The organism is Streptomyces sp. NPDC093097, assembly GCF_044754325.1.
Lineage (GTDB): Bacteria > Actinomycetota > Actinomycetes > Streptomycetales > Streptomycetaceae > Streptomyces.
In genome coordinates this window covers 185,715-208,154 of the sequence record NZ_JBIVOW010000007.1, presented here as the reverse complement: position 1 = coordinate 208,154, position 22,440 = coordinate 185,715, and the positions used below count along the sequence as shown (strand labels likewise).

Genomic DNA, 22,440 nt, shown 5'->3' with positions numbered 1-22,440 from the left:
CCAGACGAACGAGGTATTCCGCATGTCCCTGACCCAGCGGAGCCGCGTCCCGGACCGGACGCGTTCCTCCCTCACCGAGATCCCCACCGCCGGAGTGTTCCAGGGCGTCGGCGGCACGCTCGCCTTCAAGCGCGACCAACTGCGGTTCCTGGACGACGGTATCCGTCGGCACGGCGACATCTTCCGCTTCCGGCCGATGGGCATACCCATGGTGCTGGTCAACCACCCGGACTACATCAAGCACATCCTGGTGGACAACAGCGAGGGGTACGACAAGGACGCGGCGCTCTTCCGCATCGTCCGGCCGGTCCTGCGCAAGGGCCTCATCGCCAACGCCGACATGGAGCTGTGGCGCCGCCAACGCCGCATGATGGCACCGCACTTCACGCCCCGTACGGTCGCCGCGTTCGCCCGCAACATGACGGACGAGACCGAGCAGATGCTCGACCGCTGGGAGCGCCGCCTGGCCCCGAGGGGGTCCGCGGACACCCTCGACGTCACGGACGAGATCGGCCAACTGGCCCTCCGGATCGTCAACAGGTCCCTGTTCAGCGCCGATGTGAGCGCGGCCGCCCAGGCCTTCGAGCGCGCCTTCGGCGAGGCGAACAGCATCCTGGGGGCGTTCTTCCGCTTCCCGTTCCCGCCGCTGGACGTGCCGATCCCGCGCCATCGGCGACTGCGCCGGGCGATCGACGAGATGGACTCCTTCGTCTCCGGGTTCATCCGGAAGCGGCTGGCCGAAGAGCTGACCGCCGAGGACGCGACCGACCTGTTGACGCTGCTGCTGACCTCCGTGGACGACGAGGACGGCAAGGGGATGGACCTGGAGCAGCTGCACCACGAGGTCCTCAACATCTGTATCGGCGCCTACGAGACGACCACCAACACCCTGTCGTGGGCCTTCTATCTGCTGTCCCGGCATCCCGAGGTCGAGGCGAGGCTGCACGCCGAGGTCGACGAGGTGCTGGGCGGGCGGACGCCGTCCTTCGAGGACCTGCCGAAGCTGGCGTACACCCGCATGGTCGCCGAGGAGACCCTGCGCATCTACTCCCCCGCCTACCAGTTCATGCGGCGGGCGCGGGAGGAGGACGCGATCGACGGCTACCGGATGCCGGCCGGCAGCAACGTCCTGATCAACAGCTACTTCCTGCACCGGCATCCGGAGTTCTGGGACGATCCCGAGCGGTTCGTGCCCGAGCGGTTCGCCCCGGAGGAGGTGGCGAAGCGTCCCAAGCACGCCTATATCCCGTTCGGCAGCGGCCATCGCGTCTGCATCGGGAAGCACTTCGCGCTCACCGAACTGGTCCTGGTGCTGGCCACCGTCGCCCGCACCCACCGCCTGGTGCTGCCGGCGGGTGCCCCCGAGGTGCACCCCGAGGCCCTGATCACCCTGCACCCCAAGGGGGGCATCCGCCTGTGTCCGGAAAGACGCCGATGACCAACGCCCTGACGCACGTCGTGCACCACCCGGTGCCGGAGCTGTCCAGCCCCTTCCCCTACCTGGTCAACCCCCGGATGGCGCAGGCGCGCGAGCACCTCGCCGAGTGGACCGCACGGATCGGGCTGGTGCGGCAGGAGAGCGCCCGGCAGCGGTTCGAGCGCGCCGACTTCGGCTGGTTCGCGGCGATGGTCTATCCCACTGCGAGCCCGGCCCATGTGGATCTCATGGCGGACTGGTTCGCCTGGCTCTTCCTCGTCGACGACCAACTGGACGACGGCGCGGTCGGGCGGGACCCGGAGCGGTTCGGGGCGGTGGTCGACGGGATGCGCGCGGTGCTCGACAGCCACGACTTCGGGGCGGCCGCGGCCGCCTCGGGCGGCGAACTCCCGGTGGCCGTCTCGTCGTTGGCCGACCTGTGGTCGCGCACCGCCCCGGACGCCACCGCCGCCTGGCGCCGCCGCTTCATCCGGCATCTGGAGGACTGCCTGACCACCGCGGCCACCTGGGAGGCCGGGAACCGGGTGGCCGGTGTCGTACCGGACGAGGAGGCGTACGTTCCGCGGCGCCGCCACACGGGCGCGATCTATGTCTGTATGGACTTCATCGACGTCGTGGAGGGTCTCGACGTCCCGGAGGACCTCTACGACAGTCCGCCGTTCATGGCGGCGCTGAACGCCGCCTGCGACGTCGTCTGCTGGACCAACGACCTCTACTCGTACGAGAAGGAGCGTTCGCTGGGCGAGGTCCACAACCTGGTCCACGTCGTGGGGCACCACCGGGCGCTGGGCGTGGACGAGGCGCTGCTCCGGGTGCGCGACGCCATCGTGGCCGAGACGGAGCGCTTCCTGGTCCAGGAGCGGGAGCTGCTGCGGGCCTTCCCCGAGCACGCCGCGGTGCTGGAGCCGTACCTGGCGGGGATGCGGAGCTGGATGCGCGGGAACCTGGACTGGTCCCGGGCCACCAAGCGCTATCAGCCGGCGGACCGCACCGGACGGGAGCGGCCGGAGGAGTATCTGGAGGCGGCCGTCATGGAGGGCGCACGGTGACCACGACTCCGCGGACCGCGGCCCCGCCGACGGGGAGCGGCCGGTACGAGAGCACGCGGGCCGGCACCCCGGGGGACGGGACGGAGCAGCCCGGTGGAGTTCCGGACGAGACCGCTCGGGACCGGATCGGGGAGGGCCAGCAACTGCTCGGCCGGGCACGCGAGTTGATCGAGCCGGAGCTGCGCAAGGCCGTCGACCGGCTCGCCGAGCCGGTCCGCTCGATGGCGGGATACCACTTCGGCTGGTGGGACGAGGCGGGCCGGCCGGCGAACACCGGCTGGGGCAAGGGGGTGCGCGCCGCCCTGGTCCTGTCGAGCGCCCGGGCCATGGGCGCGCCCCGGGAGGCGGCCGTGGCCACCGCCGCCGCCGTGGAACTGGTGCACAACTTCTCGCTCGTCCACGACGACCTGATGGACGGGGACGCCACCCGTCGCGGCAGCCGTACGGTCTGGTCGGTCTTCGGCAGCGCGCAGGCGGTCCTGACCGGGGACGCCCTGCTGGTCCTGGCTCTCGACGTGCTCGCCCAGAGGTGCCCGGCCAACGGCGCGGCCACCCTGCGGGAACTGTGCGAGGCCCTGCTCGAACTGGTCGCCGGGCAGGGCGCCGACATCTCCTTCGAGGCGCGGCACGACGTCGACCTGGACGAATGCCTGGCGATGGCGGACGGGAAGACCGCCGGCCTGCTCGCCCGGGCCTGTGCGCTGGGCGCGTTGGCCGCGGACGTGGAGCCGGAACGGATCGACGCGATGCGGGCGTTCGGCCGGCATCTCGGGCTCGCCTTCCAGCTCGTCGACGATGTGCTGGGCATCTGGGGAGACAGCGCGGTGACCGGCAAGCCGGTCGGGTCGGACCTCCGGTCGCGCAAGAAGTCCCTGCCGGTGGTCGCGGCGCTCTCCGGCGGCACGGACGCCGGTGCCCGGCTCGCGGCGCTGTACCACCGGCCGGAGCCCCTGACCGACGACGAGGTCGCGGAGGCCGCCTTGCTGATCGAGGAGGCCGGGGGGCGCCGCTGGGCGGTGCGGGAGGCGGCGCGGCAGCGAACGGCGGCCCTGGACTGCCTGGCCCTGGCGGATCCCGCCCCGGACGGAGCGCGTGCGCTGACCCTGATCGCCGATCTGATCACGCGCCGCGACTCCTGACCCGGGACCTGGTCGGCGGCCCGGCGGCGCCGACGGCATCGCGGTCCCGGTCGGCGCCGACCGCCCGGGACCGGCCGCCCCATCCCTCGTCGGAACGCGCTACCCCTTGTGGCGCCCTCCCCCGCCCGCTCCAGCGGCCGGGCGGCGGAGGGTCTCCAGGGAGAGCAGCGCTACGTCCAGGCGGTCCGCCCGGCACCCTGAGGACCGCGACCTCGATGGCGTGAACAGGCCGCCGCGCGGCCGGTGTTCACCCCGGAGGAAGTGGCCAGAGAGCAGGCCCGCCGCCGGGCCCGTGTGCCCCCTGGGGACGCTGGCCGGCGCCCGCGGCAAGGCGTTCCTCACGGGCCGGCGGGCCCCGGTGCCGCCTCACGGGCCCGGTGCGGCAACTCCCCGCCGCAGAAAGGATCTTGCGACCTTCGGGCGCCCCTGGCCAGAGCCGTCCCGTTACTCCTACGATGCCAGGTAACGGGGAGGGGGACTCGACGTGGTACAGCGTGTGGGGCGGGTGGAGTTCGGCGTCGCCTGGGTCATCAGGAACCTGGACGGGGTCGTCGCCGTGGGACTCGGCCTGACCATCGGCATGTTGGACGTCTTCAGCGACGTCATCAGCGACAAGGTGTCGTCCGGCGCGACGCTCCTGGTGCTCGGCACGCTCGCGGTCGGCTCGTTGACGGAGCGGGTGCGCCGCAGGTCCGACATCCAGGAGGCGTCCGCGGACACCCGCCGCGCCCTGGAGGACCTCGCCATGGTCCGCTCCCTCTCGGGCGACCAGGTCGGCGACGCACTGGAGCGGGCCCGCGCACAGACCAACCGCTGGTATTTCAAGGGCGGTACCGGCACCTACCTCCGCGCCGTCACGCTGCCCCGGTGCGTGGAGACCGCCACCCGCCAGCGCTCCCAGCTCAGCGTCAAGATCGAGATCATCAACCCGGCGGACGAGCAGACCTGCGCCGCCTACGCCCGCTTCCGTCAGACCTTCGCCCGCATGCGCAACGACAACGCGGCGCACGCCTGGACCGCCGACCGCACCCGCAAGGAGTCCTACGCCACGGTCCTGGCCGCCTGCTGGTTCCGCCAGCGGCTCGACACCCTGGAGATCAGCGTCCACCTCTCCTCGGGCGTCCCCACCCTCCGCTTCGACCTCTCCGAGTCCTGCCTGATCGTCACCCAGGACGATCCGAACCGCGTCAACCTCCTGGTCACCCGCGAACAGCCGCTCTACGAGTACTACGACACCGAGCTGCACCACAGCCGCGAACAGGCCCGCCGCCTCGACCTGCGCGGCATCGCCTCCCTGAGCGACGCGCCGACCGTCGACGAGGTCCGCGCGGTCTTCGACGAGATCGCCCTCCCCCTTCCCTCGGTGTTCAGCGACGCCGACGTCGCGGAGATCGTCGAGAAAGCCCTGCACGCTGAGGACCCCTACCGGAGGTGAGACGCCTCGGGCGCGGCTCATGGACTACGACACGCTCGACCGACTGCTCCGGCCCGGCGCCCCGCGGGAGGCGCCCCGCGCCAGTGTCACCGGCGCCCTGGAGGACATCGCCTGCGGCAAACGGGAGTTACGCGCGGTCTGCCACCCGCTCGGCTTCCTGTGCCTGCCGCTGGTCCGCGACGGCGCCCGCGGCGTCTGCGTCCACCTCTTCGGCACCGGCTCCCCCACCGACCCCACCGCCGACCCCATGCACGCCCACAGCTGGGAGCTGCGCAGCTACGTCCTCTACGGCCGGGTCGGCAACCTCCCGGTCACGGTGACGGACGAGGCGCGCACCCCGACCCACCGGATCTTCGAGGTCGTAAGCGCCCCCTCGGGCGTCGACGAACTGCGGCCCACCTCCCGCCTGGTGCGCTGCCGGCCGGGCCCGGCGGCCTCCAGCGGCAGCGGCGAGACGTACTGCCTGCCGGCCGGGGAGTTCCACGCCACCGTCGTCACCCGCGGGCAGCCCGCCGCCACCTTGGTGCTCGGCCGGTCGCTGCCCGGCCACACCGACCTCTCCCTGGGCCCCCTGCGCGGCCGCGGCCACCGTACGGTGCGCCGGCTGTGCGGCGCGGAACACACCGAACGGACCGTCCGCACAGCACTCAGGAGGATCCATGCCGAGCAGCGCGAGTGACCGGGGCGCGGCAGCGTACGCGAGCGAGACGCGGGTGGCCGTCGCCGCTGCGGAGGAGGCGGGGGCGCTGCTGCGCGACCGCTTCGGCGCGGCGCGCGCGGTGGGCGTCAAGGACGCCGCGGGCGATGTCGTCACCGACCTCGACCTGGCCGCGGAGAAAGTCATCCTGGCCCGCCTCCAGACGCACTTCCCGCACGACCGGATCCTGTCCGAGGAGGCGGGCCTGCTCGACGCCGTCGGCCGCCGCACCTGGCTGGTCGATCCGCTCGACGGCAGCAACAACGTCGCGATCGGCCTGACCGCGTACGCCGTCGGCATCGGACTGTGCGTGGACGGCGCGCCGGTCGTCGGCGTGGTGCACGAGCCGGTCACCGGCTCCACCTGGCGGGCCGTCCGCGGCCAGGGCGCGTCCAGCGGCCTCGACCGGCTGCCGGGGCCGACCGGCGCGGTACCGCGCAGCGGGCCGGTGGTGGCCTGGACCCAGGGCCATGCGGTGGGCCGGGCCGATCCGGTGGCCGCGGGGCTGCGCGGCCAACTGGAGCGCCGCACGCGGCGGGTGCTCCAGCTGTGGGCGCCGCTGCTGGGCTGGAGCATGCTGGCGCGCGGTGCGATCGACGGCTTCGTCGGCTACCGCGCGGAGGGCATCGACTTCCCCGCCGGCGCCCTGCTGGCCGCCGAGACGGGCGTGGAGTTCCGCACCCTGACCGGCGGCCCCTTCACGGTGGGCTCCGCCGGCCCGGACACCGACCGCAGCTTCGTCGCCGCCCGCGGCGACACCCTGACGTACCTGCTCGACGTGGTCGCACGCACGCGGGCGGCCTGAGGGGGGCGGGCCGGCGGAGCCCGGCCGCGAAGGGGCGGCCGGGGAGCGGGGAGCGCGGGCCCCTCTCAGGCCCGGCGGCGGCTCCGGCCGCCCGGGGAGCGGCCGTTCACCCCACCGCGAGCGCCAGCGTCGCCGCCAGCGTCGCCGTCACGGCCAGGACCGCCCCGGTCCCCATGAAGCGCCGCAGCGGGATGACCGTGCCCTGGCCGCGGCACCGCTCGAACCACAGCAGTGTCGCCAGCGACGCCCACGGCGTGATCAGCGGGCCGACGTTGGTGCCGATGAGCAGCGCCAGCAACTGGTGGTGGTTGCCGACCGGCACCGCGGCCTCGCCCGCCATGTAGACCGGCAGGTTGTTGAGGACGTTGGACAGGCCGGCGCCCACGCCCGCCGAGCGGAGCATGCCGCCGAGGCCGCCGTCCGGCCCGATCGCGGCCGTCAGCAGCGTGTGCAGCCCGTGCGCGTTCACCGTCTCGACGACCAGGAACATCCCCGGCACCAGCACCAGCAGCCGCCACGGCACCAGCGACAGCCGCAGCTCGGCGGGGCGCCGCAGCGCGAACGCGACGACCACGATCAGCATCGTGGTCAGCGACGCCGACCACAGCGGCACGTCCGCGACGAGGATCGCCAGCAGGAATCCGGCGCACGCCAGCGCACACACCCGGAACAGCACCGGATCGGCCGGCGCCCGCCGCTCGGGCGGTACGTACCCCTCAAAGCCCCGCCGTCCGCGCCGCCAGTAGAAGCCCCACAGGCAGGCCATCGTCACGGCGATGGCGGCCAGTTGGGGCAGGCCCATCGTGGCGGCCATCTCGGTGGGAGAGAGCCCGACCCGGTTCGACGCCAGCAGGTTGGTCAGGTTCGACACCGGCAGCAGCAGGCTCGCGGTGTTGGCGAGCCAGACCGTCGTCATCGCCAGCGGCACCGGCGCGATGCCCACCCGCCCGGCCAGCGCCAGCATCACCGGCGTCAGCAGCACCGCGGTGGTGTCCAGGTTCAGCACGATGGTGGTGATCGAGGCGAAGAGCACACACAGCCCGAACAGCCGCGGATAGCTGCCCTTCCCGGTCCGCGCCACCCAGGTCGCCACCGCGTCGAAGACCTCCGCCCGGCCGGTCAGTTCGGCCATCACGATGACCGTCGCCAGGAAGGCCAGCAGCGGCCCGATCCGCGCCATCGCGTCCCCGGCGGGGGCGGCCGGCAGCAGCCCCGTCGCCACGCACACCAGGCCGCAGGCGAGCAGCCCGGCGGCGAGCCAGTCCAGGGAATGGAGACGCTTGAGGAATCGCACGCCCGACAGCGTCGCACACGCGGCCGGACGGGGCGGCCGAGAGGGGGAAGATCGGGGACGGCGGCGGAAGGCTCCGGCGCCCCTGCGCGCTCATGGGGCGGTGCCCTCGGCTCCGTCCGCCGCCGGAGGAGCTGCGCCGCCCCCGCCCCCGTTGACGGAAACCCCGCGTGATCTTTCAACCACCTGCCCCACCGCCCACCGACCTCCTACGATGGGGACATGGTGACTGACGGGGAACTGCTCGGCCGGACGCGGGACTTGGACTTCTTCATCAGCTACTCGCCCGCCGACGAACAGTGGGCGTCCTGGATCGCGTGGACCCTGGAGGAAGCCGGGTACCGCACCGTCATCCAGGCCTGGGACTTCGTCGCCGGCACCAACTTCATCGACTTCATGGACCGCGGCGTCAGCGAATCCGTCGCGGTCATCGCCGTCCTCTCCGGCCACTACGGCCGCTCCACCTACGGCCGGATGGAATGGCAGGCCGCGCTCCGCGCCGAGCCGGAGGAGCCCGAGCGCAAACTGCTCACCGTCCGCGTCGAGGACACCCCCATCGAGGGCCTCCTCGCCACCATCACCTACGTCGACCTCGTCGGCGTCGCCGATGCCGAGACCGCCCGCAGCATGCTGCTCACCCGCGTCGGCCAGGCCGTCGAGGGCCACGCCCGGCCCGGCCGCCGCCCCGGCTACCCCGGCTCCGCCACCGCCACCGCATCCGTCCAGCTGCCCGGGCCCGCCGACGACCGGCAGCGTCCGCTGGGCCGCACCGGCTGGTCAGGTCGCCGCCGCCCCGCCCGTGCGCCCCGGTACCCGCAGGCCCCCGGCGCGGCCCGCGACCAGGGCGCGCTGACCGTCCTGCACCTGGCAGGACCCGACTTCGGCCGCGGCCGTGAACCGGACGCGCTGCGCCGGGAGATCCGCGGCGACCTCGTCATGCTGAAGGACGCCGGCGCCCCCGCGCCCGACCTCCTCGTCGTCACCGGCGACCTCACCGCCTCCGGCAGCCCCCGCGAATGCGACCAGGCCCTCAGCTTCCTCACCGGGCTGCGCTCGCAGCTCGACCTGCCGCCGCAGCGCGTGATCGTCGTCCCCGGGAACCAGGACGTCAGCCAGGCCGCCTGCCGCGGGTACTTCCACACCTGCGAGGCCGACGAGGTCCCGCCGCAGCCGCCGTACTGGCCCAAGTGGCGCCACTACACCCGCCTCTTCCGCGGCCTCTACGAGGGCCTCGACACCGTCTTCGACAGCGACCAGCCCTGGACCCTCTTCCCGGTGCCCGAACTCCACACCGTCGTCGCCGGATTCAACTCCTCCATCGCCGTCAGCCACCGCCCCGACGACCAGTACGGCTTCCTCGGCCGCGACCAGGCGGCCTGGTTCGCCGAGGCGCTGCGCGGCTACGAGGAGGAGGGCTGGCTGCGCATCGGCGCGCTCCGCCACCCGCTCAGCGGCCGCCGCCGCCCCCAGGACGCCCCCGGCGGCCCCGGCGCCCTCCGCGACGTCGACACCTTCACCCGACTCGCCGCGCCGCGCCTCCACTTCGTCCTGCACGGTCCCAGCGGCGGTCCCCGCACCACCGGTGTGGAGCCCTCCCACGACCACCTCCCGCTGCCGAACGGCACCCTGCCGCTGTACGGTTCGGCCGCCCCCGCCGGATTCGAGCTGCTGCGCGTCGCCGCCGACGGCGTCACCCGCTGGACCGGCGACGGCGGCGCCGAACCGGCCGTCTTCCCCGTCACCTGGCAGGGCGCCGGCCGGATCTTCGCCCCGCCCGGCGAGCCCGCGACGCCGCCCGCCGCCGTCCCGACCTCCGACAACCGTGCCGTCGACGAGCCCGCCGACTCCCTCGTCGAACGCGTCAAGGAGGTCTGCCGCGCCCGCCAGGAAGGCGTCCGCCTCCGCGACGTCCCGCGTGCCGCCCCCGACGACCTCGCCCAGATCATGGTCACCTGGAGCGACGAGGGCGTCGTCCGCCAGCAGCGCATCGCCGTCCACCCCGGCACCCCCACCGACGCCGAACTGGACCGCTTCCTCGCCCAGGCGCACGCCACCGACACCGGCTCCGAGGCCGAGCTGGTCCACGACGGCCCGCCGCCCGAGCCGGCGCTGCGCGAACGTGCCGGGCGCCGCGGCGTCCGGGTCCGCAGCTTCCTGGAGTTCCAGGGCCTGCTCGACCTGCGCGGCTATGTCACCGCCCAGACCGCCCGGCTCAGCAACGACGACCGCTACGCCCCCGACCTCTACCTCCCGCAGCGCTACCGCGACGCCGAGCGCCCCGACGCCGAGGAGCGCGACCACCTCGTCGAGGCGATGCTCCAGCTCCTGGAGACCGACCACGGCCGCTTCATGCTGCTCCTCGGCGACTTCGGGCACGGCAAGACCTTCGCCCTGCGCGAGCTGGCCCGCCGCATCCCCGAACGCCTCCCGCACCTGACCCCGCTGCTCATCCCGCTGCACACCCTGGACCGCGCCCACAGCCTCGAAGGGCTCGTCGCGGCCCACCTCGCCGGCCACGACGTCGACACCATCGACCTGCGCGCGCTGCGCTACATGCTCGGCCAGGGCCGCGTCGTGCTCCTCTTCGACGGCTTCGACGAACTCGTCAACCGCGTCAGCTACGACCGCGCCGCCGACCACCTCCAGGTCCTCCTCAACGCCGCCGTCGACAACGCCAAGATCGTGGTCAGCAGCCGCACCCAGCACTTCAAGTCGCAGGACCAGGTCCTCACCGCCCTCGGCGAACGCGTCGGCCTGCTCCGGCAGCGCCGCATCCTCTCCGTCGAGGGCTTCGTCCCCGAACAGATCCGCGCCTACCTCGTCAACCGCTACGGCGACGAGGAGACCGCCGACCGCCGCTTCGCGCTCCTCGGCAACATCCCCGATCTGCTCGCCCTGTGCGCCAACCCCCGGCTGCTCAGCTTCGTCGCCGACCTCGACCCCGACCAGCTGCGCGCCGTCGCGGGCGCCGGGCGCGCGCTGAGCCCCGCCCGGCTCTACGAGGACGTCTTCAGTGCCTGGCTCGCCCACGAGGAGCGCCGCGGCCAGGGCGGCCCCGGCGCCGCCCCCGGCCTCACCCTCGCCCACCTCTGGGCCGCCGTCACCGCCCTGGCCCGCCGCCTGTGGGAGACCGGCCGCAGCGCCCTGCACCTCGACGAACTGACCGACACCGTCGCCACGGCGCTGGCGGGGCTGGCCGGCACCACCCTCACCACCCAGGAGAGCGCCCAGGCCGTCGGCGCCGGAAGCCTGCTGATCCGCACCGACGACGGCCTGTTCCAGTTCATCCACGGCTCCGTCGTCGAATGGCTGATCGCCCGCGCGGCCGCCGACCGCCTCGCCGACGGCGAGACCACCCTGCTCGCCGCCCGCCCACTCAGCGCCCTGGCCGTCGAGTTCTTCTGCGACCTCGCCGACCACGACCTGAGCACGGCCTGGGTCCGCACCGTCCTCAACGCCCCCGGGCCCGGCGTCAGCGACGCCGCCCGCGCCAACGCCCTCCGGGTCATCGACCGGCTCCGCGTCCCCGCCGGCGCCGATCTGCGCGCCGCCCGGCTCTCCGGCGAGGACCTCTCCGGCCGCAACTTCTCCGGTGTCGACCTCACCGGCGCCGACCTCACCGACACCCGCCTGATCGGCGCCAACCTCTCCGGCGCCGTGCTGCGCGACGCCCGCCTCAACGGCGCCCGCCTGGACCACGCCGACCTCTCCGGCGCCGACGTCACCGGTGCCGATCTGCGCGGCGCCCGCCTGACCCGTGCCGATCTGCGCGGCGCCCGGCTGACCCGCAGCCGCTGGCACCGCGCCGCGCTCATCGACCCGCTCATCGACCCGCAGGTCCGCGCCGCCCCCGAACTGCGCACCGCCGCCCTCGCCCCCGGCATGCCCGTCGAGGTCGGCTTCCGGCCCGCCGCCGTCGGCGTCCCGTACGGCTTCGACATGCGCACCAGCCGGCTGCCCGAGCCCCTCTCGTACAGCCCCGAGGGCGAACTCCTCGCCGTGGGCAGCGAGGACGGCGGCGTGCTGGTCTGCGCCGCCGACACCGGCCGCGCGCTGCGCACCCTGCACGGCCACGAAGGCCGCGTCTACGCCGTGAAGTTCCGCTCCCGGGTCCTGGCCACCGGCGGCGCCGACGGCACCGTGCGGCTGTGGGACCCGGTCTCCGGACGCCAGCTGCACCGCCTGGACGTCCACCCCGGCGGCGTCTGGCCGGTCTCCCTCGACGACGCCGGGAGCCTCGTCGCCACCGGTGACGCCGACGGCCTGGTCACCCTCTGGGACACCGCCACCGGCGAACCGCTGCACCAGCTCCCCGGCCACACCGCCCCCATCTACACCGCGGTGTTCAGCGCCGACGGGCGCACCCTCGTCACCGGCGACGCCGCCGCCGACCTGCGCATCTGGGACACCCGGACGGGAGAGTGCACCGGCAGCCTCGACGGCCACGAACGGGCCGTCTTCCGCGCCCGGTTCAGCCCCGACGGCACCCTCCTGGCCACCGGCGACCACGGGGCCGACGGCCACGGCACGGTCCGCGTCTGGGATCTCGCCGAGCGCCGCCTGCTGCACACCTTCACCGGCCACACCGGCCGCGTCTACACCCTCGACTTCCATCCCGAGGGCACCCTCCTCGTCAGCGGTGACACCGACGGCCAGGTGCGGCTGTGGGACCCGGTCGTCGGCACCCCCGCCGGCGCCCTGGAACGGTGCACCGGCGCCGTCTACCAGGTGATGTTCGGCAACGGCGGCCAGCTCCTCGCCGCCTGCGACAGCGACGGCACCGTCCGCCTGTGGCGGGTCGCGCTCTCCGGCGGCCACCGCGCCATCAGCCTGCTGCGCCAGCAGCCCGTCGAGCACCGCGGCTCCGCCTGGGCCTGCCGCTTCCGCCCGCAGGACAGCCAGCTGGTGACCGTCGGCAACGACGGCGGCGCCCAGATCTGGCACGCCGACACCGGCCAGGGCCAGCGCATCCTGCGCGGCCACGGCCGCCGGGTCAACACCGTCGCCTTCAGCGCCGACGGCACCCGCCTCGCCACCAGCGGCAACGACGGCATCGTCCGCCTGTGGGACACCCGCACCGGCCGCCGCACCACCGAACTCACCGGTCGCGGCGACCGGTTGATCTCCGCGGTCTTCAGCCCCGCCGGCCCGATCCTCGGCACCGCCAGCAACGACGGCGACGTCTACCTGTGGAACGCCGTGACCGGCGAGTACCTCCGCGAGATCGATGTGGAGACCGACCACACCTGGGCCGAGACGTTCAGCGCCGACGGCACGCTGCTCGCCACCGCCAACGACGACGACTCCGTCCGCCTGTGGTGGCGCGCCACCGGCGCCCATGTCACCACCCTCGCCGACCACCGGGGCCGGGTGCGGTCCATCGCCTTCCGCGGCGACGGCGCCGCCCTGGCCACCGGCTGCGACGACGGCCGGGTCCGCCTCTGGCACCAGGACAGCGGCCGCCTGACCGCCGAACTCGACGGCCACAGCGACCGCGTCTACGCCGTCACCTTCGGCCCCGACGGCGACTGGCTGGCCAGCGCCTCCTGGGACGGCACCGCCCTCGTCTGGCGCGACGGCGCACGCCGCCACGTCCTGACCGGACACCACGGACGGCTCTGGGCGGCCGTCGCCCACCCCCGGCTGCCGCTGCTCGCCACCGCCGGCGACGACCGCGTCATCTGCCTCTGGGACGTCCGCACCGGCACCCGCACCGCCCGCCTCACCGGCCACACCGGACGGATCTTCTCGCTCGCCTTCAGCCCCGACGGCACCCGCCTGGCCAGCGGCGGCGAGGACGGCACGGTCCGCCTCTGGAACATCCCCGACCCGGACGCCCCGCCCACCCCGCACGCCACGCTCATCGGCGTCCCCGGCGGCTGGGCCGCACTGACGCCCGAGGGCGGCTACAAGTACGAGGGCGAGGTGACCGGCGAGTTCTGGCACGTCGTCGGCATGGCCCGCTTCACCCCCGGCGAACTGGACGAGTACCTCCCGGGCGTCCACCGCCTGCCTCTGGAACGGGAGTTGTGAATCCGGGGGGCGGGGGCGGGCGGGCGGCCCGGAGTGGGATCGGTGCAGCGGTCTACGGCAAGGCCCGGGCCGGCGGCTACGGCTGCCCGATGAGTGGGTGCCTGCCGCCGAGCCGATCCCGTCGATCACGGCCGGCTCCCTACCGCATATTCTGGAGGCCTTCGACGTGAACAAAATGGCGCATGGGAAAGAGCCTCGGCAATGACTTCAGCACTCCGCCAGCTTTCCGCCACCACCTGGGCATGGGTTCAGGACTCCACGGACTGGGGGTTCAGCAACGCCGGTGTGGTGTCGTCGCAGGGCGTTTCGCTGCTGTTCGACACGCAGTTCACGTTGGACGCCACCCGCGCCATGCTCCATGAGATCGATGAGGCGACTGCCGGCTCCGCGATCAGGACCGTGGTCACCTCGCACCAGAACGGCGACCACTCGTGGGGGAACCAGTTGCTCCCCGAAGCCGAGATCATCACGTCAAGGGCCTCCGCAGAGCACATGTGCCATGAGATCACCCCTGAGCAACTCACCGCTCTGTCGCGTGCGAAAGGCGTGGACAGCACCAGTCGCTATGCGGCACGGCACTTCGGGAACTTCGACTTCTCCGGCATTACCGTGACCGGACCCACGCGCACCTTCACAGTGCGCGAGGAGATGACCGTGGGCGGTGTCACGGTGGAACTCATCGACCTCGGGCCGGGGCACAGTGCCGGGGACGTCGCCCTGCACCTCCCCCAAGACGGGATTGTCTTCGCCGGGGACGTCCTCTTCCAGGGCGGCCACATGATCGTCTGGTCAGGGTCCCTGGCCGCGTGCGTGGAGTCCGTCGACGCCCTGTTGGCAACGGAGGCCGACGTGTTCGTCCCCGGCCACGGTCAGCTCATGGAGCGTGCCGAGGTGGTCGACTTCCGCGGGTATCTCATCGACGTACAGGAGGCGGCCGTCGCCTACGCGCGGGACGGCCTCCCGCTCGACCGGGCAGCGGCGCGCGTCCACGCGGAGTTCGCCGGAAGCCTGGCCCACCCCGAACGGCTCTTCACGGCGACCGCGGGCGCTTACGCCGACGCCGGCGCCATGGGCGCCCTGCAGAACGTGGAACTCGTCAAGGGCATGGCGGACTTGGCGTAGGACTCCGTACCGGGCACTCAGTAATCAACGCTCAGTACTCAGCGCTCAGTCAAGACTCAGCACGCGGCCAAGGGCCCTACGGCCGTCGGGCGCTGCTGTGACGGTTGCCGTCGCAGCATCGGGAGGCTGCGCTGACGGTCCTGGCCTCCGGCTTCGGCGCTCTCCCCCGCGACCTCCGCCGGCGGAAAATGCCCTGCGCCCTCACGGACAAGGCCCTAGACTGTCAGGAACGTTGACCGTTGATCGTGGATCGAGGAGACCAGACATGGTGGTGGACGACGACATCTCCGGGTGATACCCGGACCCGACAGGCCACCGGCCGGTGCGTGGAAGCGCCGCCGATGTGGCTTCGTTGTCGTCCCTCTTTCCCCTTGTCTACTGCTGAGGCAGAAGTGTCATTCCTGCCTCCTTCCTCGCGAGGTCACCTCCATGTCCGGCGTTTCCGTCGTCTGCTCGAACCTGTCCTTCACCTGGCCCGATGACACTCCCGTCTTCCAGGACCTGTCCTTCGCCCTCGGCTCCGGCCACACCGGCCTCGTCGCCCCCAACGGCACCGGCAAGAGCACACTGCTCAAGCTGATCGCCGGTGAGCTGCGGCCCGGCACCGGGTCGGTCTCCGTGGCCGGCACCCTCGGCTACCTCCCGCAGACCCTCCCCCTGAGCGGCGATCTCACCGTCGCCGAGGTGCTGGGCGTCGTCGCGATCATCCGGGCCATCGACGCCGTGGAGTCCGGGGACGTCGACGAGGAGCACTTCACCACCATCGGCGACGACTGGGACATCGAGGAACGCACCCGCGCCCAGCTGGACCGCCTCGGCCTGGCCGACCTCACCCTGGACCGCACGCTGAGCACCCTCAGCGGCGGTCAGGTCATGTCCCTCGGGCTCGCCGCCCAACTCCTCAGGCAGCCCGATGTGTTGCTGCTGGACGAGCCCACCAACAACCTCGACCTCGACGCCCGCCACCGGCTCTACGACGTACTGGCGAACTTCAACGGCTGCCTGCTCCTGGTCAGCCACGACCGGGCCCTGCTCGACCGCATGGAACGCATCGCCGAACTCGACCGCGGTGAACTCCGTTTCCACGGCGGGAACTTCACCGCGTACGAAGAGGCCGTCCGGGCCGAACAGGAAGCCGCCGAGAAGAACGTCCGCAACGCCGAGCAGGAACTCAAGCGGGAGAAGCGGGAGATGCAGCAGGCCCGCGAGCGCGCCGAACGCCGGCAGAGCAACGCCGCCCGCAATCTCAAGAACGCCGGCCTGCCCCGCATCTTCGCCGGCAACATGAAGCGCGGCGCACAGGAGGCCGCAGGGCGGGCCGGCCAGATGCACGCCAACCGGGTGGGCGAGGCCAAGGCCCGGCTGGACGAGGCCGGGCGGGCCCTGCGCGAGGAGCAGCGCATCACGCTGGACCTGCCCGACACCAACGTGCCCGCCGGTCGCAACCTGTTCCTCGGCGAGCAGGTGCACGTCCGACTCGGCGAGAAGGACGTGTTCGCCGGTCAGGGTGTCGATCTGACGATCCGGGGCCCCGAACGCATCGCGCTGACCGGCCCCAACGGAGCCGGAAAGAGCACCCTGTTGCGCCTGCTCAACGGCGATCTGACTCCCGAGAAGGGTGAGATCAAGCGGGCCGGGGGGCGTATCGCCTACCTCTCGCAGCGCCTCGACCTGCTCGACCCGGACCGCACGGTCGCCGAGAACTTCGCCGCATACGCGCCGGAGCGCCCGGAGGCCGAGCGGATGAACCTGCTCGCCCGCTTCCTCTTCCGGGGCGCCCGCGCCCATCTGCCCGTCGGCGTGCTCTCCGGTGGCGAGCGGCTGCGCGCCACCCTGGCCTGCGTCCTGTGCGCGGAACCGGCCCCGCACCTGCTGCTCCTGGACGAGCCGACGAACAACCTCGACCTGGTCAGCGCGGCCCAGTTGGAGAGTGCCCTGAACTCCTATCAGGGCGCGTTCGTGGTGGTCAGCCACGACGAGCGGTTCCTCCGCGAGATCGGCGTCAACCGGTGGCTGCGGCTGGCCGACGGTGAGTTGAGGGAGACCGGCACCCCTGAGGTGTGAGCCGATGTGTCGGCCTGGCCCGCGCCGGAGCGCGGCGGCTGGAGCCCGGCAGCGGGTGCCGCGCGCCTCGGCATGCTCCCTGCGGCGTAGGGCCTGCACGGGAGTCGGACCGCAGGACCTGCGTCCGACGGACCCGGCCGTGTCCCCATCCGGCCGACCGCGGTTGATCACCGTGCTTGCCGTTGCCGTTCCTTCTCCTCCCCCGCAGACCCCGTTCCCGTCCCTGACGACCCTTTGGAGGGCGCCATGTCGTCGTACCCGTACCGGCCTCTCGACCCTCGGCACTCCGAGCCGCCCGGATCACCTCCGGACCCCGCCGACGAGGCGCGTATCGCGGCCACGGACCAGATCGGTGCCGAGTTGCTGGAGAACAAGACCGCCCGCCAGGACGCCGTGACCCATGAGATCTACGAGCAGCTGCGAGCGGGCTCGGAGGTGGACGACATCAAGCACCTCATCGGCAAGTTGAGCCGGGTGGCCAGCGAGGATGCGGCCGACCGAGCGAGCGGCCCGCGCCCCGGGAGGGGCCGGTCGTGATCCAGTCGCTCAACTCCTTCACCGTCACGGTGGAGTACGCCCGTTCCCACACCACTTTCCTGGCGCACGTGGACGGTCGGCAGGAGCCGGTGGTCCGCGTGCACAGGGAGGTGCACTACGAGGGCGCGCGCCCGTACACCGTGACCGCCGGGCAGGGGCTGGCGGAGTGCGTCGGGTTCCTCAACGAGTGGAAGGCATGGTTGCCGGACCGGACTCCGGTGGGGACCGTCGAGCGCAGGAGCCGCACGAGCAGTGCGGACCGCTGGACCTTCGCCCAGCACGACCTGGGCGAGCTGGCCGGGGAGCCGGTGGGCGCCGGGAGCCGGCTGCGCCATGCCTCGCCGTTGCGGATGGCGTTCGACGCCGCTCAGGTCAACCACGTCCTCGCGCATCGCCTGCGGTTCAGATCGAACGCGTCCGAGGGCTTCGAGTTCTCCCGCCGTGCCGGTATCCGCGCCAGCTATGAGGTCGTGGTGCACGATGCCCGCGTCAGCCGTCTCCTGGTGTTCTGCTGCCTCGCCCAGTTCAACCGCTTCGTCGCCTCCGACCCCCGCAAGAATCTGGTCGATCTGACGTCCAACCCGTTGAAGGACTGACTGGCCAAGGACCGGCCATGGACCGGCCAACGGGCACGAGGGCGCAGGGAAGTTGCCGGGACGGCGAAGGTTTTCCATTTTGGAAAACCTTTGAGAGAGTGGCAACCGTAAGCCGGTTATCTCTCTGCGGAAGGCCAGATGTCCCCGATGGCTGTGCATGGCAACACCTCCACCGCGCCCTCCCACGAGGCGGACGCCGCGGCGAGCGCCCTGCGGGACGCCGAGGCAGCCCGGTCCGGGGCCCGGCTCCAGGCGGCGTTGGTGCCCGCCTGGTACGGGCCGTCGGCCGCGGTTCTCCTGGCGGCCTACAGCATCGGGGCGGGCGTGGCCCTCGCCAGGGGCGCCGGCGGGGTGTGGGCATGGGTGGGACTGCCGGCCGTACTGCTCGGCCTGGGGCTCGCCTGGCTGCGGAAGCGCAGCACAGGCGTGCTGGTCGCCCGGTCCCGGGCACGGAAGCGGGCGGCCGCCCTCTCCGTGGTCGCGGTGTTCCTCCTGGCGGGGGCGGCGTGCTTGCTGCTCGGGTTCGGCGTCCCGGTCTCCGTCGCGGTGGCCGGTACGACACTGGGGCTCGGCGTCTGGGCCCACTCCGTCCAGCAGAACAGCGAGGCCAAGCGGAAGTTGCGGGAGCGCGCATGACATCCGGCACACCGCACCCCGAGGTTCCAGCCGTCGACGCGGCGTTCCGCCACCCCCTCCGGCTGACCGTCGCGGCCTATCTCTCCGCCTGCGACGAGGCCGAGTTCGCGACCGTACGCGACTACTGCCAGGTGTCCGACTCGGTCCTCAGCAAGGCAGCCGCGGCGCTGGAGGCCGTCGGCTACCTCGACATCCGCAAGGGGGCGGTCGGCAAGCGCTTCCGCACCTGGCTCTCCCTCTCGCCGGCCGGACGCGATGCGCTGGACCGGCACCTGGCGGCCCTCCAGCAGATCGCCGCCGCGGCCCGCAGCGCCGGAGCCAGAGCCCGGAACGAGACGGCACAATCGGCATCGTCACCCCCAGGCGAAACCGCCTAGCGGGGCGACCAGGCCGTGACCTGCCGGTCGGTCTGTCCGTGCCCGGCTCGTCCGTCCGCCGGGGTCAGTCGGGGACCGCGACGGCCTGCGGTGCCATTTCCCTGATGCGTGTGGTGATCCACTTGATCTGGGTGCGGGTCTCGTCGTGGTGGGCGGCTGCCTGGTCGAGCAGTTCGCGGTCGCGCAGGGCCCGGGCGACCTGGCCGAGGACGGTCCAGTGGATGTGCACGGCCTGGGCCTTCTCGTGGAGGAGGCAGAGGTCGTGGAGCAGGGCGATGCCCGGCGTCGGGCGCTTGCCGTGGGCTTCGGGGGCCGTGCGGCGGACGGATTCCGGTACGGCTGCCATGGGCTCGGTCGGGGCGGCCTTGGCGTGGATGCGGACGTCGAAGCGCTCTCCCCAGGCGCGGATGTCCTCGGCGTGCCGGTCGCACTGCGCGGCGACCGTGTGGGCGGGGTAGTACGTTCCGCGGTCCGCTGCCTGGCGTGCGGCCACGGTCCGGCAGGTCGCCGCCAAGTCCCTTTCCGCGTCGTGGAGTTCCCGCAGGAAGGCGCCGGTCTTGTTCATCGTGGTGTCTCCGGTGCGCCGGACGGGCCGGTGGGGTCCTCGGTGGCGGCGGGGGCGGGATCGGTGCCGGCGGCGGGCCGGCTGCCGGTCGCGGCGTCGGCGACTTTGGTCAGCCGGACCGGAGTCATCTTGTAGAGGGGTTGTTTGGACACCGGGTCCCATTCGGTGCGGGTGAGTTCGTTGGCGGCCCGGTGGTGCCGGTCGGGGTCCTTCTGGTCGAAGTATCCGTAGTGGAAGGGCACGAACACCAGGCCGGGGCGGTTTCCGCACAGGACGGCCGGGGCCTCGACGGCGCCGTGGCGGGAGGAGACCCGGACCAGGTCGCCTTCGGCGATGTCCCGGCTGTGGGCGTCGTCGGGGTGCAGTTCCACCCACACCTCGGGGGCCGCGTCGTTGAGTTCGGGGACGCGCGCGGTCTTGGTGCGGGTGTGCCAGTGGTAGACCCCGCGGCCGGTGGTCAGGTGCAGGGGGTAGGTCTCGTCCGGTGGTTCGTGCGGCGGCAGGTAGTGCGCCGCTTTGAGGATCGCTCGTCCCGCGGGGTGGTGCCTGCGGTATTCGTCGGCCTGGTGCTGGGCGCCGGTGGCCAGGTCGTGGCCGTAGTCCTCGCAGCGGTCGGCCGCGGTGGGGAAGACGTGGTCGGTGTAGAGGCGCTCGGTACCGTCGGGAGTGGCCTCCGTGCACGGCCATTGGACTCCGCCGCTGCCGCGCAGGCGGTCGTAGCCGAGTGCGGACTGGTCGCAGGGCCGGCCCTTGGTCAGGGCGATGAAGTCGTTCCAGGCGTCCTCGGGTTGGTGCCAGGGCAGCAGCGGTCGGCCGTCGCGGTCGGTGAGGTGCATCCGTCGGGCGTAGTCGAGGAGGATGGCGAAGTCGGTGCGGGCCTCGCCGGGCGGATCGACGGCCTTGTGGGACAGGTGGACGGTGCGGTCGACGTTGGTGAAGCAGCCGGTCTTCTCGCCCCACATGGCGGTGGGCAGTACCACGTCGGCCAGTGCGGTGGTCTCGGTGGGGAAGGCGTCGGAGACGACCAGGAAGAAGCGTTCGGAGCCCAGGACGGCCCGGATGCGGTGGAGTTCGGGGAGGGAGACGGCGGGGTTGGTGCCGGTGACCCAGAGGAACTTGATCGACCCGGTTTCGCAGTGCCGGAGGATCTCCATGGCGTGGGTGGGCGGTGACCAGTGAGGCAGGCGTAGTTCGCCGATGTTCCAGTGGTCGGTCAGGTGTCGCACATGGGCGTCGTTCTGCCAGTTGAGGAAGGCGGGCAGGGCGCCGTTCGCGCCGGTCTCCCGGGTGTTCTCGGCGGTGGGCTGGCCGTTCATCTGGAAGACCGTGGCCCCGGGCCGGCCGATCATGCCGCGTACGAGGTGGATGTTGTTGACCTGGACGGCCGCGGCGGTGGCCTGGTGGGACTGGTAGACGCCCTGGAGGACGGTGGAGACCAGTCGGTGTGCGCTGCCGATGACGTGGGCTGCCTGGCGGATGAGGTGTGCGGGGACGCCGCAGATCTCCGCGGCCCGCTCCGCGGGGTACTCGGCCACCGTCGCGGCCAGTTCGGTGAAGCCGGTGGTGTGGTCGTCGAGGAATGCCCGGTCGATCCGGTCGTTGCTGATCAGTTCGTGCAGCAGGGAGTTGAGCAGGGCGACGTTGGTGCCGGGGCGGAGGGCGAGGTGGACGTCGGCGGCGCGTGCGACCTCGGTCAGGCGCGGGTCGACGACGACCAGTCGGGGGCGGTCGGGGCCGTGCATCCGGTCGAGCATCCGGGACCACAGCACGGTCTGGGTCTCGGCGACGTTGTGCCCGACGAGGAACAGGGTGTCGCAGTGGTCGATGTCGGTGTGGGAGCCGGGGTTTCCGTCGCTGCCGAAGCTCTCGATCAGGGCCCATTCCGCGGTGGCGGTGCACAGGCGGGTGTTGCCGTCCAGGTGGGGCGTGCCGATACCGCCCCGGGCGATCAGTGCCTGGGCGTAGTACTCCTCGGCGAAGAGCTGGCCACTGGTGTAGAAGGCCATGGCCAGGGGGCCGTGGTCGGCCAGGACCGCCCGGGAGCGTTCGGTGACGGCCGTCATGGCGGTGTCCCAGTCGACCCGGCGCAGGGTGCCGTCGATGCGGAGTTGTGGGTGCAGCAGCCGGTCGTGGGAGTGGCCGGCCTGCCAGCCGAAGAGCCCTTTCGGTCCGAGCCGGCCGTGGTTGACGCGGTCCTCCACGCGGCCGCGCACCCCCACGATGCGACCGTCTGCAACCGCGATGTCCAGTCCGCAGCCGTTGGCGCAGAGCACGCAGGCGGACGGCACCCAGCGTTCGACGTGGTCCTGCGGGACCGCCAGGCATTCGTCCACGCGGAGCGGCCAACTGTCGCCGGCGGCAAAGGGGGTGCGTTTGCCCCACACATCGCTGATCCGGTCAGCCATCGGTGTTCCCTTCCGTGGCGGTGGGTTCCCGACCTCCCGGCCGGCGCCTCGTGCGTGTCAGGCGCGGACCGGACTCACGCAGGCGCCCGGGTGTGTGGCCGCCTCCCGCTTGAGCACCGGATCCCACGACCACGGCGCGCAGGAGCTCTGGCAGCGCGCCTGCCGTGTGCCTGGGGACCTCCTCGTGCCGCACGCAGGCGCACAATGCCGAGTATCCCCACTCCCCCGGGCTTCGCATGTCTGCGGGAGGT

16 protein-coding genes are annotated in these 22,440 nt (G+C 72.6%); 13 read left to right on the top strand and 3 right to left on the bottom strand.

Translation table 11 applies throughout. The features are described from left to right. Window positions 1-22 precede the first annotated feature (22 nt). The 6 genes from ACIQE0_RS15015 to ACIQE0_RS14990 all read left to right on the top strand — a co-directional run bounded on the left by ACIQE0_RS15015 (window position 23) and on the right by ACIQE0_RS14990 (window position 6,563). Entirely contained in the window at window positions 23-1,438 is a 1,416-nt protein-coding gene (locus tag ACIQE0_RS15015) for a cytochrome P450 (RefSeq protein WP_402331948.1), read from the top strand. After that, window positions 1,435-2,487, top strand: a complete 1,053-nt coding sequence (locus tag ACIQE0_RS15010) for a terpene cyclase (protein ID WP_402331945.1) — start codon at window positions 1,435-1,437, stop codon at window positions 2,485-2,487. The genes ACIQE0_RS15015 and ACIQE0_RS15010 overlap by 4 nt, the downstream gene beginning before the upstream one ends. Continuing rightward, the gene (locus tag ACIQE0_RS15005; protein ID WP_402331942.1) at window positions 2,484-3,626 is read left to right on the top strand and encodes a polyprenyl synthetase family protein; all 1,143 of its coding nucleotides are present in this window, start codon (window positions 2,484-2,486) and stop codon (window positions 3,624-3,626) included. Before ACIQE0_RS15010 ends, ACIQE0_RS15005 begins: the two co-directional genes overlap by 4 nt. Before the next feature lie 484 nt (window positions 3,627-4,110). Next, on the top strand, window positions 4,111-5,061 hold the full coding sequence (locus tag ACIQE0_RS15000) for a hypothetical protein (RefSeq protein WP_366328895.1): 951 nt from the start codon (window positions 4,111-4,113) through the stop codon (window positions 5,059-5,061). A gap of 19 nt (window positions 5,062-5,080) precedes the next feature. Then, on the top strand, window positions 5,081-5,740 hold the full coding sequence (locus tag ACIQE0_RS14995) for a hypothetical protein (RefSeq protein ID WP_366328897.1): 660 nt from the start codon (window positions 5,081-5,083) through the stop codon (window positions 5,738-5,740). After that, window positions 5,721-6,563, top strand: coding sequence for an inositol monophosphatase family protein (locus tag ACIQE0_RS14990; RefSeq protein ID WP_384092260.1), 843 nt, complete (start codon window positions 5,721-5,723; stop codon window positions 6,561-6,563). Before ACIQE0_RS14995 ends, ACIQE0_RS14990 begins: the two co-directional genes overlap by 20 nt. 106 nt (window positions 6,564-6,669) lie before the next feature. On the opposite strand, the gene ACIQE0_RS14985 is transcribed toward ACIQE0_RS14990, so the two are convergent. Next, window positions 6,670-7,857, bottom strand: coding sequence for an SLC13 family permease (locus ACIQE0_RS14985; RefSeq protein WP_366328902.1), 1,188 nt, complete (start codon window positions 7,855-7,857; stop codon window positions 6,670-6,672). 219 nt (window positions 7,858-8,076) lie between these two features. Here ACIQE0_RS14985 and ACIQE0_RS14980 point away from each other — a divergent pair, with 219 nt between their 5' ends. The 7 genes from ACIQE0_RS14980 to ACIQE0_RS14950 all read left to right on the top strand — a co-directional run bounded on the left by ACIQE0_RS14980 (window position 8,077) and on the right by ACIQE0_RS14950 (window position 19,219). Beyond that, entirely contained in the window at window positions 8,077-13,887 is a 5,811-nt protein-coding gene (locus tag ACIQE0_RS14980) for a TIR domain-containing protein (protein WP_402331937.1), read from the top strand. A gap of 201 nt (window positions 13,888-14,088) precedes the next feature. After that, window positions 14,089-15,009, top strand: a complete 921-nt coding sequence (locus tag ACIQE0_RS14975; RefSeq protein WP_402331934.1) for an MBL fold metallo-hydrolase — start codon at window positions 14,089-14,091, stop codon at window positions 15,007-15,009. A 429-nt stretch (window positions 15,010-15,438) separates the two neighbouring features. Beyond that, window positions 15,439-17,073 (top strand): ribosomal protection-like ABC-F family protein, encoded by a 1,635-nt coding sequence (abc-f, locus tag ACIQE0_RS14970; RefSeq protein ID WP_402331931.1) that lies wholly within the window; start codon window positions 15,439-15,441, stop codon window positions 17,071-17,073. A gap of 246 nt (window positions 17,074-17,319) precedes the next feature. Further along, window positions 17,320-17,610, top strand: coding sequence for a hypothetical protein (locus tag ACIQE0_RS14965; protein ID WP_366328911.1), 291 nt, complete (start codon window positions 17,320-17,322; stop codon window positions 17,608-17,610). Next, window positions 17,607-18,206 carry a hypothetical protein gene (locus ACIQE0_RS14960; protein WP_402331928.1) on the top strand — a complete coding sequence of 200 codons (600 nt, stop codon included), beginning with the start codon at window positions 17,607-17,609 and terminating at the stop codon, window positions 18,204-18,206. Before ACIQE0_RS14965 ends, ACIQE0_RS14960 begins: the two co-directional genes overlap by 4 nt. A gap of 147 nt (window positions 18,207-18,353) precedes the next feature. Further along, entirely contained in the window at window positions 18,354-18,842 is a 489-nt protein-coding gene (locus tag ACIQE0_RS14955; RefSeq protein ID WP_402331925.1) for a hypothetical protein, read from the top strand. Further along, window positions 18,839-19,219: a transcriptional regulator gene (locus tag ACIQE0_RS14950; RefSeq protein WP_366328917.1), complete on the top strand. Its 381-nt coding sequence runs from the start codon at window positions 18,839-18,841 to the stop codon at window positions 19,217-19,219. The genes ACIQE0_RS14955 and ACIQE0_RS14950 overlap by 4 nt, the downstream gene beginning before the upstream one ends. A 64-nt stretch (window positions 19,220-19,283) precedes the next feature. Here ACIQE0_RS14950 and ACIQE0_RS14945 read toward each other — a convergent pair whose 3' ends face one another. Continuing rightward, the gene (locus tag ACIQE0_RS14945) at window positions 19,284-19,784 is read right to left on the bottom strand and encodes a hypothetical protein (RefSeq protein WP_402331921.1); all 501 of its coding nucleotides are present in this window, start codon (window positions 19,782-19,784) and stop codon (window positions 19,284-19,286) included. Next, window positions 19,781-22,189, bottom strand: coding sequence for a molybdopterin oxidoreductase family protein (locus ACIQE0_RS14940; protein WP_402331919.1), 2,409 nt, complete (start codon window positions 22,187-22,189; stop codon window positions 19,781-19,783). Before ACIQE0_RS14940 ends, ACIQE0_RS14945 begins: the two co-directional genes overlap by 4 nt. Window positions 22,190-22,440 lie beyond the last annotated feature (251 nt).